Source organism: Bacillus methanolicus (genome assembly GCF_028888695.1).
GTDB lineage: Bacteria > Bacillota > Bacilli > Bacillales > Cytobacillaceae > Bacillus_Z > Bacillus_Z methanolicus_B.
On sequence record NZ_PNFF01000002.1, the window covers coordinates 575,001 to 588,463 of the forward strand.

14 protein-coding genes are annotated in these 13,463 nt (G+C 39.4%); 13 read left to right on the forward strand and 1 reads right to left on the reverse strand.

Annotation, left to right across the window (positions count from 1 at the left end; all coding sequences use genetic code 11):
• Positions 1-371 precede the first annotated feature (371 nt).
• The 10 genes from C0966_RS14425 to rsmI all read left to right on the forward strand — a co-directional run bounded on the left by C0966_RS14425 (position 372) and on the right by rsmI (position 7,697).
• Positions 372-1,808, forward strand: a complete 1,437-nt coding sequence (locus C0966_RS14425) for an aminotransferase class I/II-fold pyridoxal phosphate-dependent enzyme (protein WP_274856423.1) — start codon at positions 372-374, stop codon at positions 1,806-1,808.
• Positions 1,809-1,857: 49 nt separating this feature from the next.
• Positions 1,858-2,496 carry a dTMP kinase gene (tmk, locus tag C0966_RS14430; RefSeq protein WP_274856424.1) on the forward strand — a complete coding sequence of 213 codons (639 nt, stop codon included), beginning with the start codon at positions 1,858-1,860 and terminating at the stop codon, positions 2,494-2,496.
• Between the two features lie 106 nt (positions 2,497-2,602).
• Positions 2,603-2,932, forward strand: coding sequence for a cyclic-di-AMP receptor (locus C0966_RS14435; RefSeq protein ID WP_274856425.1), 330 nt, complete (start codon positions 2,603-2,605; stop codon positions 2,930-2,932).
• A gap of 23 nt (positions 2,933-2,955) precedes the next feature.
• On the forward strand, positions 2,956-3,396 hold the full coding sequence (locus C0966_RS14440) for a YaaR family protein (RefSeq protein ID WP_274856426.1): 441 nt from the start codon (positions 2,956-2,958) through the stop codon (positions 3,394-3,396).
• 13 nt (positions 3,397-3,409) lie between these two features.
• On the forward strand, positions 3,410-4,417 hold the full coding sequence (holB, locus tag C0966_RS14445; RefSeq protein WP_274856427.1) for a DNA polymerase III subunit delta': 1,008 nt from the start codon (positions 3,410-3,412) through the stop codon (positions 4,415-4,417).
• Positions 4,410-5,237: a PSP1 domain-containing protein gene (locus C0966_RS14450; protein ID WP_274856428.1), complete on the forward strand. Its 828-nt coding sequence runs from the start codon at positions 4,410-4,412 to the stop codon at positions 5,235-5,237. The genes holB and C0966_RS14450 overlap by 8 nt, the downstream gene beginning before the upstream one ends.
• A 134-nt stretch (positions 5,238-5,371) precedes the next feature.
• Entirely contained in the window at positions 5,372-5,749 is a 378-nt protein-coding gene (yabA, locus tag C0966_RS14455; RefSeq protein ID WP_274856846.1) for a DNA replication initiation control protein YabA, read from the forward strand.
• Between the two features lie 77 nt (positions 5,750-5,826).
• Positions 5,827-6,570 (forward strand): tRNA1(Val) (adenine(37)-N6)-methyltransferase, encoded by a 744-nt coding sequence (locus tag C0966_RS14460; protein WP_274856429.1) that lies wholly within the window; start codon positions 5,827-5,829, stop codon positions 6,568-6,570.
• Positions 6,557-6,850, forward strand: a complete 294-nt coding sequence (locus C0966_RS14465) for a GIY-YIG nuclease family protein (RefSeq protein ID WP_274856430.1) — start codon at positions 6,557-6,559, stop codon at positions 6,848-6,850. The genes C0966_RS14460 and C0966_RS14465 overlap by 14 nt, the downstream gene beginning before the upstream one ends.
• Entirely contained in the window at positions 6,822-7,697 is an 876-nt protein-coding gene (gene rsmI, locus C0966_RS14470; RefSeq protein WP_274856431.1) for a 16S rRNA (cytidine(1402)-2'-O)-methyltransferase, read from the forward strand. Before C0966_RS14465 ends, rsmI begins: the two co-directional genes overlap by 29 nt.
• Positions 7,698-7,740: 43 nt before the next feature.
• On the opposite strand, the gene C0966_RS14475 is transcribed toward rsmI, so the two are convergent.
• Positions 7,741-8,031 (reverse strand): AbrB/MazE/SpoVT family DNA-binding domain-containing protein, encoded by a 291-nt coding sequence (locus C0966_RS14475; protein WP_274856432.1) that lies wholly within the window; start codon positions 8,029-8,031, stop codon positions 7,741-7,743.
• A 956-nt stretch (positions 8,032-8,987) separates the two neighbouring features.
• On the opposite strand from C0966_RS14475, the gene metG reads away from it, so the two are divergent.
• The 3 genes from metG (at position 8,988) to C0966_RS14490 (ending at position 13,348) form a co-directional block, all read left to right on the forward strand.
• Positions 8,988-10,952 (forward strand): methionine--tRNA ligase, encoded by a 1,965-nt coding sequence (gene metG, locus C0966_RS14480; RefSeq protein ID WP_274856433.1) that lies wholly within the window; start codon positions 8,988-8,990, stop codon positions 10,950-10,952.
• Between the two features lie 178 nt (positions 10,953-11,130).
• Positions 11,131-11,898, forward strand: coding sequence for a TatD family hydrolase (locus tag C0966_RS14485; RefSeq protein WP_274856434.1), 768 nt, complete (start codon positions 11,131-11,133; stop codon positions 11,896-11,898).
• A gap of 268 nt (positions 11,899-12,166) precedes the next feature.
• The gene (locus C0966_RS14490; RefSeq protein WP_274856435.1) at positions 12,167-13,348 is read left to right on the forward strand and encodes a G5 and 3D domain-containing protein; all 1,182 of its coding nucleotides are present in this window, start codon (positions 12,167-12,169) and stop codon (positions 13,346-13,348) included.
• Positions 13,349-13,463 lie beyond the last annotated feature (115 nt).

The following is a 13,463-nucleotide window of genomic DNA, read 5'->3' on the forward strand; positions in this document are numbered from 1 at the left end:
GGCAACTTTACATGGAGAGGCGGGCATGATAGCCTTGTTAGGCGGAGCCAGCTATTGATATTGCTGGCTTCTTGGCTCGTAAGTCATGCCCGAAGAGGCTCCATGTCAAGTTATTTCCTATCTACCACTTAATAACATAATTATCCATAAAATCATTTTTGTACATCACTATACAATCAAAATTGAGCATTCTTATTTTGACATTTACACCTTATTATGTTGGTTCTGTTTTATAATGAAAGCTATTTCCAGGTAAGGGTTGGGAGTTTAAAACTCATGCACGTTTTTTGTAAAATTGTTAAGGCTTAGGCATTTTGAACAACTATTTGTTAAAATAAATGAGAATCTCAGAAGAAAGAGTACGGTGAAATATGGACCAGACAATTACACCATTATATCATGCGCTACTTTCACACAGCAAAAGACAGCCCATATCTTTTCATGTTCCAGGGCATAAATATGGGCATGTTTTTTCGGAAGAAGGAGCTCCTTTTTATAAAGAAATGCTAAAAATCGATGCAACGGAGCTTACCGGTCTGGATGATCTCCATTCTCCTGAAGGTGCAATTTTTGAGGCGCAAGAATTGCTTTCTAATGTGTACAAAACAAAAAATAGCTTTTTTTTAGTTAATGGTACTACAGGCGGAATCCTTGCCATGATTCTTGCGGCAGCCGGAGAAGATGATGTTGTACTTGTACAGCGAAATTGCCATAAATCGATTTTAAATGGAATTGCTCTTGCAAAAGCAGCTCCTGTTTATCTTGGTCCTGAGTATGATCATATTTGGAATATAGCCGGGGCAGTCTCCTATGAGACCGTAGAAAAAGCGATTCACTTATATCCGAATGCAAAAGCAATCATTCTTACATATCCGAATTACTATGGCCGTGTATACGATTTAGAAAATATTATTCAACTTGCTCATCGGCATGGTATTCCTGTATTAATCGATGAAGCTCACGGTGCTCATTTCATTGCTGGAGAGCCATTTCCGAAGTCAGCGGTGCAGCTTGGGGCAGATATTGTTGTCCAATCGGCTCATAAAACGCTTCCTGCCATGACAATGGGATCTTTTTTGCATGTTAACAGCAAATTAATTTCGCAGGACCGTCTCATTCAATATTTACAGATTGTGCAATCGAGCAGCCCTTCCTATCCGATTATGGCATCGCTTGATTTGGCCAGGAGTTATATCGGCACATACAAAAAAGCGGATCGGGAATATGTAATCGGGAAAATTGATCAGCTAATCGATCAATTAAGGAACATCGATAAAATTAAAGTTTTAACCTATCAAGAAGGAGCCAGCGATCCTTTAAAGATAACGATTCAAACGAATTGTTCACTTAATGGTTTCGAATTGCAAAGAAGGTTTGAAGAACAAGGGGTCTATTCAGAACTGGCAGATCCATATAATGTTTTGCTCGTATTACCGTTATTGAAGGCGGGCCAGGACTATCCTTTTGAACAAGCGGCAATGAAAATCGCAAAGGCTTTAGAAGAGGTGCCTTTATCCACTCAAAATAAGACGCCGATTTTTTATAAAAAACAGGATGTATCTGAACAGGCAATTAGCCGAAAAACAATGGACAGGCTAACACCTCAATGGATTCCCTTGGCGGATGCGGCCAATCAAATATCCGCCGATTTTGTTATTCCTTATCCTCCGGGCATTCCATTTTTATTCCCTGGGGAATTGATTACAAATGAATCCATTGATCAGCTGCAATTTTTACTCAAGAGCGGAGCCAGGTTCCAAGGCGGAGAAAGGTTAAAAGCAGGAGAGATAAAGGTATATAAAGTTTAAGAAAGTTATTTTATAACAAAAAGAGAGTTATCATCTGGGGGTAAATGAAATGAAAAAAGGTGTTTTTATAACTGTGGAGGGACCTGAAGGGGCCGGAAAAACAACGATTATCGGAATGTTGGCCGATGAGCTTGAAAAGGAAGGGCATAAAGTGCTTAAAACACGAGAACCCGGTGGAATTGAGATTGCCGAGCAAATTCGCAAGGTTATTCTTGATAAAAATAATACGGCCATGGATCCGCGCACAGAAGCATTGCTTTATGCAGCAGCGCGGAGGCAGCACCTTGTTGAAAAAGTGAAGCCGGCTTTAGAATCGGGCATGATTGTGCTTTGCGACCGGTTTATTGATAGTTCACTGGCTTATCAAGGGTATGCAAGAGGTCTGGGCATTGAGGACGTGTTCTCGATTAATCGTTTTGCGATTGAAGAGATGATGCCAGAGCTCACACTTTATTTTGATATTGAACCGGAACTTGGTTTCAAGCGGATTAATCAGCATAAAGGCAGAGAAGTAAACCGGCTTGACCTTGAAACGATGGAGTTCCATCAAAAGGTCCGAGAGGGTTATTTGCTTTTAATGGAGAGATTTCCTGAAAGGATCTATAAAATTGATGCTTCGAGAACGATGAAAGAGGTTTGCGAACAAGCAATGTCTAAAGTGAAACAACTGTTAGAAACGTATAAGTAATCATCTATTTTCTATTCAAACCCTTAAAGAATCCTCTAATTTCATATCATAACTGTTATAATAAAAGAAAAATGGAAACCGGAAATATGGACAGGAGGATGAGGGAATGAAACTAATTATTGCTGTTGTTCAAGACCAGGACAGCAACCGCCTTTCGACTGCGCTGGTCGAAAATAATTTTCGGGCAACAAAACTTGCCACAACAGGCGGATTTTTAAGATCCGGAAACACTACCTTTATGATCGGTACTGAAGATATTAGAGTGGAAAGATGCTTGCAAATTATAAAAGAAAATTGCCGGTCCAGAGATCAATTAGTGGCACCGGTCTCGCCGATGGGCGGAAACGCAGATTCCTATGTTCCATATCCTGTAGAAGTTGAAGTCGGTGGAGCAACTGTATTTGTAGTGCCGATTGAACAGTTCCTCCAATTCTAGCAGTACGGATCCGGAGGTAAAATATGAAAATTAATCAAGATCTTCGTCTAAACATCGATAATAGCAGACAGGAATCGAAGCTGCAGTCTACAAGCGGAATAAAATTTAATGAATTCGTCCAAAAGCATGATCAAAAAATGCAAATGGAAAAGCTACAGCAGCTTTTAACCGATATTGACCATGCCGGAGAAAGGCTTATGCGGTCCCGGACATTTAAAGATCTGGCAAAATTCAAAACCCTTGTGAAACGATTTGTCAAGGAAACCGTTGATTTTGGAATGGAGCTAAAACAATCCCACAGCTGGAATCAATTTGGCCAAGGAAGATCTTTTACAATTGTCGAAACGATTGATCAAAAATTGGTTGAGTTAACGGAAGAAATTATGAAAAAAGAAGAAAAATCATTGGATTTACTTGAAAAAATTGGCGAAATAAAAGGCCTTTTAATTAATTTATACACGTAAGTGAGTGATCGGATTGGCAAAGACATGGATACAACTGGAAGAAATGCAGCCGTCGGTTATAAAAATGTTAAAAAACAGCCTGATGAAAGACCGTCTGGCTCATGCTTACCTGTTTGAAGGAATGAGAGGAACAGGAAAAAAAGAAATCGGGCTGCTTTTAGCAAAAAGCTTGTTTTGTCAGGCTCCATTAGAAGGTTTTATTCCGTGCGAAATTTGTATGAATTGTAAAAGGATTAACAATGGCAACCATCCGGATGTTCATATTTTGGCACCGGACGGGCTATCAATTAAAAAAAGCCAGATTCAAGCTCTTCAGGAGGAATTTTCAAAGACAGGTGTTGAATCGAAGAAAAAACTTTACATGATTGTTCACGCAGACCGGATGACGGTTAACGCAGCTAACAGTCTATTAAAGTTTCTTGAAGAGCCTAACTCTGAGACAACTGCTATTTTAATGACAGAACAGGTCCACCAAATTCTTCCAACGATACTTTCCAGATGCCAGACGATTTCTTTTAAGCCTTTGTCACCACAGATAATGATTTCCCAGCTTACAGCAAATGGAGTAAGCCCTAACCTGGCTCCGATGCTAGCCCAACTTACTAATAATTTAGAAGAAGCATTGGATTTAAGTCATGACGATTGGTTTGCACAAGCCCAAAAAATAGTGTTAAAATTATATGAAGTGCTGAAGAAAAATCCACTTGAAGCAATGGTTCATCTTCAAGAGCAATGGTTTCAGCACTTCAAGGAGAAAGAACAACTTGATCGTGGTTTAGACTTATTACTTCTTATTTTTAAAGATTTACTATATATACAGCTTGGTATGCATGAGAAAATTGTTTATGTAAACGAAAAGGCTCGTTTAGAACAGTTTGCTCTTGAAACATCCGGACGTCGTCTTACCGGGCAGATGATAGTCATCTTGGAAGCAAAAAGAAAGCTGCAAGCCAATATGAACCCGCAGCTGTTAATGGAACAGCTAGTGCTTCAACTAAAGGAGGGATCTTCATTTGTATGATGTTGTAGGCGTACGCTTTAAGAAAGCGGGAAAAATTTATTATTTTGATCCCGGAGATCTCTCAATTCAGAAGGGCGATTTTGTGATTGTTGAAACTGTCAGGGGCGTGGAATACGGAAAAGTGGTCATTGCCCGAAAACAGGTTGATGAACATGATGTTGTCCTTCCTTTGAAAAAAGTCCTTCGAATTGCAGATCAAAAGGATCGGCTAAAGGTTGAGGAAAATAAAGCTGCAGCGAAAGAAGCCTATGAAATTTGCTGTGAAAAAGTGAATGAGCATCAGCTTGATATGAAGTTAGTTGATGTAGAATACACGTTTGACCGGAATAAAGTTATTTTTTACTTTACAGCCGACGGAAGAGTTGACTTCCGGGAGCTCGTTAAAGACTTGGCTTCGATCTTTCGTACAAGAATTGAATTGCGTCAAATAGGTGTCAGAGATGAAGCAAAAATGCTGGGCGGTATTGGCCCGTGCGGGAGAATGCTGTGCTGTTCGACATTTTTGGGTGATTTTGATCCTGTATCAATTAAAATGGCGAAAGATCAAAACCTTTCTTTAAATCCTACCAAAATTTCCGGCTTATGCGGCAGGCTCATGTGCTGCTTAAAATATGAAAATGATGAATATGAAACAGCAAAAGAACAGCTTCCTGATTTAGGGGAAATAATTGATACTCCACATGGATCCGGAAAAGTTGTTGGTTTGAATATATTGGAACGCGTTCTTCAAGTGGAATTAATGGGACAGGAACGCGTACTTGAATATACTCTCGATGAAGTATTAAAAGAAGGTGCGGTTTCGTTTCAATCTACAGACTAAGGGAAAGCATTGGAGACTGGCCTGATTTGACATGCATAAGACAGTCTCTTAAATCAGCTGGTTTGGAAACACTTCAAGAAAACGGCTTATCCTCGAGAAGCTGGAATCCGCAGCCGGACAATGAGGTGGAACGAGTGGATAAAAAAGAGATTTTTGAATCAGTGAGTAATATGGAAGCCCAAATTGGCCATTTATATAAACAACTTGGTGAGTTAAAAAAGCATGTAGCAGAAATTCTGGAAGAAAATAACTCATTAAAGCTGGAAAATGAGCATCTAAGACGCCGTCTGGAAATAACCACGGAAAATCAAAAGCAGCAAAAACAAGTGAAAGATAAAATGTCAGCAGACCAAACGGGCACTGTTGATAAAAACCCGTTTGATATTGGCGAAGGCTATGATAACCTGGCCCGGCTTTATCAAGAAGGTTTCCATATTTGCAATGTGCATTTCGGAAGCCCGCGTAAAGAAGGAGATTGCTTATTTTGCTTATCTTTTTTAAATAAGAAATAATGGACAGCCTTCCTCGGATTTGGGAAGGCTATTTTTCATAAGAAAAAATTCATCATTAAAAGGTGGAAAAAACAAGGATGGTCAATTTAAAAGACGATGAACGTTTAGACTATTTATTAACAGAAGATTTACGGATCATCCAAAGTCCGTCTGTATTCGCTTTTTCTTTAGATGCAGTATTGCTTTCAAAGTTTGTCTATGTACCGATTCAGAAGGGGAACTTAATTGATTTATGCAGCGGAAATGGAGTGATCCCTCTCTTTTTAAGCAAAAGAACGAAAGGAACAATCACTGGAGTTGAAATCCAGGAGCGGCTGTACGATATGGCTGTCCGAAGCATTGAATATAATAAGTTGGAAAATCGGATTTATATGGTCCATGGGGATATTAATGACATGCCAAAACAGTTGGGCTATGGAAAGTTTGATGTGGTGACCTGCAATCCTCCTTATTTCCCGATCCCTTCACATGAAGAAATCAATTTGAATGAGCATCTCGCCATTGCCCGCCATGAAATTTTTTGCACATTGGAAGACGCGATTCGGGTCTCAAGCCAATTGGTAAGGCAAGGAGGAAAAGTGGCGTTTGTCCACCGGCCGGGAAGGCTTCTTGATATTGTAACCTTGATGAGGAGCTATCGATTGGAACCGAAGCGGATTCAGTTTGTCTATCCTAAACAAGGGAAGGAAGCAAACACCCTTTTAGTTGAAGCGATTAAACATGGAAGTGCGGATTTAAAAATATTGCCGCCCCTTTATGTCTATAATGAACATAACGAATATACACCGGAGATAAGAGAGATTTTGTATGGAAAATCATAATCATTTCTTTTATGTGCTGGAATGCAATGATGGTTCTTTGTATGCCGGATATACAAATAATCTGGAAAACAGACTTAAGCTACATAATGAAGGAAAGGCTGCCAAATATACACGCGGTAGAGGACCGGTCAAACTTGTTTACTTCCGGCAATTCGCTAATAAAAGTGAAGCACTTAGAGCTGAATATCAATTTAAACAATGGACGCGAAAAAAGAAAGAAGAATATTTGATGAAGGAAACGGGTGGTTTATATGTGGCAGCAAAAAAGTTTTCAAAATGAAGATAAAAAAGGCATCCTTTACCTTGTGCCCACCCCGATTGGCAATTTGGAAGACATGAGTTTTCGAGCTGTTAGAATCCTGAAAGAAGCTGATTTAATTGCCGCGGAGGATACAAGAAATACAAAAAAACTTTGCCATTATTATGAAATTGAAACACCGCTTATCAGTTATCATGAACATAACAAACAAACGAGCGGAGAAAAAATAATTTCCAGACTGAAAGAGGGGGCAAACGTCGCTCTTGTAAGTGATGCAGGGATGCCGGCAATTTCCGATCCCGGTTTTGAGTTAGTCGAAATGGCAGTGAACGAACAATTGCCGGTTGTTCCTCTTCCGGGGGCAAATGCAGCATTAACTGCTTTGATCGCTTCCGGTATTTCCACCCAGCCGTTTTATTTTTACGGATTTTTGAACCGCCAGAAAAAAGAAAAGAGAAAAGAACTGGAAGCCCTTGCAGAGCAAAAAGCAACACTCATTTTTTATGAAGCTCCTCACAGGCTAAAAGACACTCTGATCTTATTGAGGGAAATAATGGGTGACCGCCGCATGGCGATTTGTCGAGAACTGACAAAAAAGTATGAAGAATTTATTCGAGGCACCGTTACAGAAATGATTGAATGGGCTTCAACAGACGAAATAAGGGGAGAGTTTTGCTTGATTGTCGAAGGATCATCTTGTTCATCTGAACAGCAATCAGCATGGTGGGAAGATTTAAGCATAAAAGAGCATGTCGAGCGCTACATTACAGTGAAGAATATGAGTTCGAAAGATGCCATTAAGCAAACGGCAAAAGACAGAGGCTTAAATAAACGGGATGTATATTCTTCCTACCATATAAATGAATAAATACAATGAATAAAGCTTCTCCGTATCTGGAGAAGCTTATTAATTATTTATTTTCTGTAATTTGAAAATTTTCCTGAATTTCTTTAAGAAGCAATTCTGCACCTTCACGGCTAAGAATTAATTTTCCTCCGGCTAAAGAAACGTTATCATCAGATACTTCGCCAGTTACGTGGCAAGTCATATTTGGTTTGTATTTTTTAAGAATAATGCGCTCATCATCAACATAAATTTCTAGAGCATCTTTTTCAGCTATTCCAAGAGTACGTCTTAATTCGATTGGAATAACCACACGGCCTAACTCATCAACTTTACGAACAATACCAGTAGATTTCATAATATTTTTCTCCTCTCGGGGTTTCTTTTTTCTATTTCTTTCGTCATTATTCGACATAAATTTTACAATTCTAATAATACCAGGCTTTCCCATAAACGTCAATAATTTTGTTTTTAATTTCCATAGAAATTTTTTACATACTCTCAAACTATTGATATACAAAGGTTTTAAACTTGATATATTATAAGTTTTTTGCCGGCGGGGAAAATTAATCGTCTTGTTGGTTTATTTATTGATCTGAAAAGTAAAGGTATAATCCAACAATATTCGACAAAATTCTGCAAAACCTGCATTTCCTTTTTCTGTTTATATCATTCGAACATGCCAATAGATTTCTGTACCATTTTAGTAAAAAATTTAATAATTTTTTGTTTTAGTCAGCTTGAGGGTCGGCTTCCGCTTTTCTATTGTCCAGCTTCGCCTCCCAGGTGCTCGAGTCATAAGTCAAATCACTTCAGAGACTATCGTCTCTTGCGTGATTTGCCTTATGCTTGTCGCACCTAAACGGTCGGCTCCGCTTTTCTTATTGTCTAGCTACAGCGGCTAGCCAGTTTTCATCCTTGAATAGACTTCCTTGAGTATCTTGCGAGAAGCATGACTTGATAAAGTGATGCTTTGAGCAGCTCGAGGTCGCGTCACGCCTGCCAATGAAGTCAAAAAGCGACTTCACCGGCAGGACCTAGAAGCATGTCGGGGCTGACCAAGCCGCTTTCGCTTTTAATATTGCACTTTTTCACATTTTTAGGTATATTTTGATGATATAAGAGGTTATGATGACGTTATAGAGAAGTCATGATCATACCTTTTTTAAAAGATGAATGATGAATTGCCCAATAAAAGGCAGAACATTTTTGAAATTGGCTCTCGCCCTTTGGGCGGGGCTTTTTTACATGTAAAATATTTTTAATAAAAATTAGACAAGCCCGCTTCTGGACTGTGTTTAAGGAGGGAATATTGTGGAGAAAAAATCTAAGACTTTTTATTTGACAACACCAATCTATTATCCAAGCGGAAATCTTCATATCGGCCATGCCTATACAACTGTTGCCGGTGATGCAATGGCAAGGTATAAGCGCTTGCGCGGCTTTGATGTTATGTTTTTAACAGGGACTGATGAGCACGGCCAGAAAATTCAGCAGAAAGCAGAGGAAAAAGGAGTGTCTCCTAAAGAATATGTCGATGAAATAGTTGCCGGCATTCAAGACCTTTGGAAAAAACTAGACATTTCCTATGATGATTTTATTAGAACGACTGAAGATCGACATAAAAAGGTTGTTGAGAAAATTTTTGCGCGCCTGCTTGAACAGGGAGATATTTATCTGGGTGAGTATGAAGGCTGGTATTGTACACCGTGTGAATCATTTTACACAGACCATCAGCTTGTCGATGGGAATTGCCCGGATTGTGGAAGGCCTGTACAAAAAGTAAAAGAAGAATCGTATTTCTTTAGAATGAGCAAATACGTAGACAGGCTGCTCAAGTATTATGAAGAAAACCCTGATTTTATTCAGCCGGAATCACGTAAAAATGAAATGATTAACAATTTCATTAAACCGGGGCTTGAAGATCTTGCTGTTTCCCGTACAACATTTGATTGGGGCATCAAAGTTCCGGGCGACCCGAAACATGTGATTTATGTTTGGATTGATGCCCTAACGAACTACATCACAGCTCTTGGATACGGCACTGATAATGAAGAGAAATATAGAACATATTGGCCGGCAGATGTTCATTTAGTCGGGAAGGAAATCGTCCGATTCCATACCATTTATTGGCCGATCATGCTGATGGCTCTAGACCTTCCGCTTCCAAAGAAAGTTTTTGCGCACGGATGGCTGCTGATGAAAGACGGAAAAATGTCTAAATCGAAAGGGAATGTGGTTGACCCTGTCACATTGATTGACCGTTACGGTTTAGATGCCCTGCGCTATTATCTGTTGCGGGAAGTTCCGTTTGGAGCGGACGGGGTGTTTACACCTGAAGGGTTCGTTGAACGAATCAACTTTGACCTTGCAAATGATCTTGGAAACCTTTTAAACCGTACCGTTGCGATGATCGAAAGATATTTTGAAGGAGTTATCCCGGCTTATCGCGGTTCCGAAGGCAAGTATGATAAAGAGCTGCTTGAAATGAATAAAGAAACTGTATTGAAATATGAAGAAGCAATGGAAAAAATGGAGTTTTCAGTTGCTTTAACTGCTGTTTGGCAGTTGATCAGCAGAACGAATAAATACATTGATGAAACTCAGCCGTGGGTATTAGCGAAAGAGGAGGATAATAAGGACCAATTAGCGAGTGTGATGGTTCACCTTGCTGAATCTTTACGCAGAATTGCTGTATTGCTGCAGCCATTTTTAACGCGTGCCCCTCACAAAATTTTTGAACAGTTAAATATTCATGATGAAACTTTGACATCTTGGGACAGTCTTGATCAGTTCGGGATCATTCCTGAAGGAACGAAGGTCGTGAAAGGGGAGCCGATTTTCCCTCGTTTAGATATTCAGGAAGAAGTGGATTTTATTAAGGCGAAAATGCAAGGGACATCACCTGCTGTGGAAGAAAAGAAAGAAGATAAAAAAGAAGAAAAGCCTGAAACAGAAGAAATCACGATTGATGATTTTATGAAAATCGATTTGCGCGTAGCAGAAGTGATTCATGCCGAGCCGGTGAAAAAGGCTGATAAGCTTCTCAAGCTACAACTGGATTTAGGATATGAAAAACGCCAGGTAGTATCAGGGATTGCCCAATATTATAAGCCGGAAGACCTTGTCGGACGCAAAGTTATTTGTGTAACCAATTTAAAGCCGGTTAAACTGCGCGGTGAACTTTCTGAGGGAATGATTTTAGCAGGAAGCAAAGACGGCGCTTTATCCCTTGCTACAGTAGACCAGTCGCTTCCTAACGGGGCAAAAGTAAAATAGTACAATATTGAACATAGAAATGTTTCACGTGTAACAGTCGATCACCGCGGAACATTTCTATGTTTTTTTTTCAAAAAAGCAATTTCTTGTTTAGAAAAATGAATAAAGGTAAAATAAAGGAACCTAACGGACAACCTATATTATGTAATAAAGCAACAACTAAAGGAGCTATTTACGTATGTTATTTGATACACATGCACATTTAAATGCAGATCAGTTCAAAGATGACTTAGAAGAAGTAATCGATCGAGCGAAAAAAGAAGGCGTCAGCAATATCGTCGTCGTTGGCTTTGACCGTCCCACCATCAAAAAAGCGATCGAGCTTGCTGAAAAATATGAATTTATTTATGCCTGTGTCGGATGGCATCCTGTTGACGCAATTGATATGACGGAGAAAGATTTGCTTTGGTTGGAAGAACTTGCATCGCATCCAAAAGTTGTCGCTCTTGGGGAAATGGGATTGGATTATTATTGGGATAAATCACCTAAAGAAATTCAAAAAGAAGTTTTTCGCAAGCAAATCCGCCTAGCTAAAAAAGTTAAGCTTCCGATTGTCATTCATAATCGGGAAGCAACGGCCGATATAGTGGAGATCTTAAAAGAAGAAGGTGCCCGGGAAGTCGGGGGAATCATGCATTGCTTCATCGGCAGTGTAGAGATTGCCAGAGAATGCATGGAGATGAATTTTTATATTTCACTAGCCGGGCCTGTAACATTTAAAAATGCGAAAATGCCAAAAGAAGTGGCAGAAGCCATCCCTTTGGATCGCCTGTTAATTGAAACAGACTGCCCATATTTAACGCCCCATCCATTTCGAGGTAAACGAAATGAACCGGCATATGTAAAGCTTGTTGCCGAACAAATTGCGGAAATAAAGGGGCTGACTGTCGAAGATGTGGCAAAGGCTACAACTGAAAATGCAAAAAAATTATTCGGCATAATTTGATAAGGAATATTGTCGAAAGTTGAGGGAGCTTGTCCGACTTTTTTCTTATTCTATAAAGTTCTACATGCATTCTTTCATTCATAGGATAACCATGTCGAGAAGTCTCCCTTTCCTTTCTGGATAAAATTTTGCATAATATGAAATATGTTTAGGCAGGGGGTGGATAAATACAATGTTTGGAAGCAGAAAGGGCTTAGGTTGACAGGAGACGAGAATGTTTATATAATCTCTCCGAGAAAAGGAGGCGTTTTTCATCGAGATTCAAAACATGAAAAACCTGTTTTCCAAGTCTTTGAGCAAGAAAAAATTGGCCGTTATTTTTGCTAGTTTCCTAGTTTTTGCTGCCGTCTTCGGAATCTTTTTGTTTGAGACAACGAAGAAGACTGTAGCCATAACTCTTGACGGTCAGGAGAGAGTGATAAAAACACATGCAGAAACGATTGAAGATCTATTCGATGAACTCGATATATCATTGCGCTCAGAAGACTATGTGTTTCCCACGGTAAGCACGAAGGTGAAAGACAACTTAAAAATTGTATGGAAACCGGCGAAACAGGTTAAAGTTGTGCAAGGTCAAGAACAAAAAACCGTTTGGACTACAGCAGAAACGGTGAAAGATCTTTTGCTAGAACAAAAAATTATCATAAATGAACATGACGTTGTCCAGCCAAAGCCAGAAGAAGCAATCAAGAACAAAATGCAAATTGCAATCCAAAAAGCTTTTCCATTAACGCTGGTTGACGGCGGAAAAAAACAACAAGTATGGTCAACTTCGACTACGGTCGCTGACTTTTTATCACAGCAAGGGATTACACTAAAGGATTTAGACCGTGTTGAGCCTAAATTGCACGAGAAAGTCAAAGAAAATGCCGTTGTAAACGTCATTCGGGTTGAAAAAGTCACCGATGTAGTGGAAGAACCAATAAACTTTGCAGTCGTCACCAAAAAAGACGGTAACTTAACAAAAGGAACAGAAAAAGTTATTAAGGAAGGCGAGCAAGGTTTATTAACAAAAAAATATGAAGTTGTTTTAGAAAATGGAAAAGAAGTTTCCAGAACACTCATCAGCGAACAGAAAGTAAAGGAAAAACAGGATAAGATCGTGGCAGTCGGCACGAAAGTAATCTCTCAACAAGTATCCCGCGGGAGTACTGAAAACGGAAGGGAGTTTTATGTAAGCTCAACTGCGTATACTGCCAGCTGCAATGGCTGTTCCGGCATAACTTCTTCCGGCATAAATTTAAAAGCCAACCCTAATGTAAAAGTTATTGCTGTAGACCCACGGGTGATCCCGCTGGGAACGAAGGTTTATGTTGAAGGCTACGGATATGCCGTTGCCGCTGATACAGGAGGAGCGATTAAAGGCTATAAAATCGATGTCTTCTTCCCTTCCAATTCACAAGCTTATCGCTGGGGGAATAGAAAGGTAAAAATCAAAATTTTAAATTAATCTTTTCATGCAGGGGATAAATAAATCCTCTGCATTTTGCATTTTACCCTGTTTATTTTATACTTATTGGAGGAGTGTTGTTCTCATTTCATTTTATGTTTTTTTCATATAAATA

Bases quoted from the DNA above. Each gene is read 5' to 3' on its own strand.
- C0966_RS14425 (WP_274856423.1), top strand. From the start codon at position 372: ATGGACCAGACAATTACACCATTATATCATGCGCTACTTTCACACAGC.
- tmk (WP_274856424.1), top strand. From the start codon at position 1,858: ATGAAAAAAGGTGTTTTTATAACTGTGGAGGGACCTGAAGGGGCCGGA.
- C0966_RS14435 (WP_274856425.1), top strand. From the start codon at position 2,603: ATGAAACTAATTATTGCTGTTGTTCAAGACCAGGACAGCAACCGCCTT.
- C0966_RS14440 (WP_274856426.1), top strand. From the start codon at position 2,956: ATGAAAATTAATCAAGATCTTCGTCTAAACATCGATAATAGCAGACAG.
- C0966_RS14460 (WP_274856429.1), top strand. From the start codon at position 5,827: ATGGTCAATTTAAAAGACGATGAACGTTTAGACTATTTATTAACAGAA.
- C0966_RS14465 (WP_274856430.1), top strand. From the start codon at position 6,557: ATGGAAAATCATAATCATTTCTTTTATGTGCTGGAATGCAATGATGGT.
- rsmI (WP_274856431.1), top strand. From the start codon at position 6,822: ATGTGGCAGCAAAAAAGTTTTCAAAATGAAGATAAAAAAGGCATCCTT.
- C0966_RS14475 (WP_274856432.1), bottom strand. From the start codon at position 8,031: ATGAAATCTACTGGTATTGTTCGTAAAGTTGATGAGTTAGGCCGTGTG.
- C0966_RS14485 (WP_274856434.1), top strand. From the start codon at position 11,131: ATGTTATTTGATACACATGCACATTTAAATGCAGATCAGTTCAAAGAT.
- C0966_RS14490 (WP_274856435.1), top strand. From the start codon at position 12,167: ATGAAAAACCTGTTTTCCAAGTCTTTGAGCAAGAAAAAATTGGCCGTT.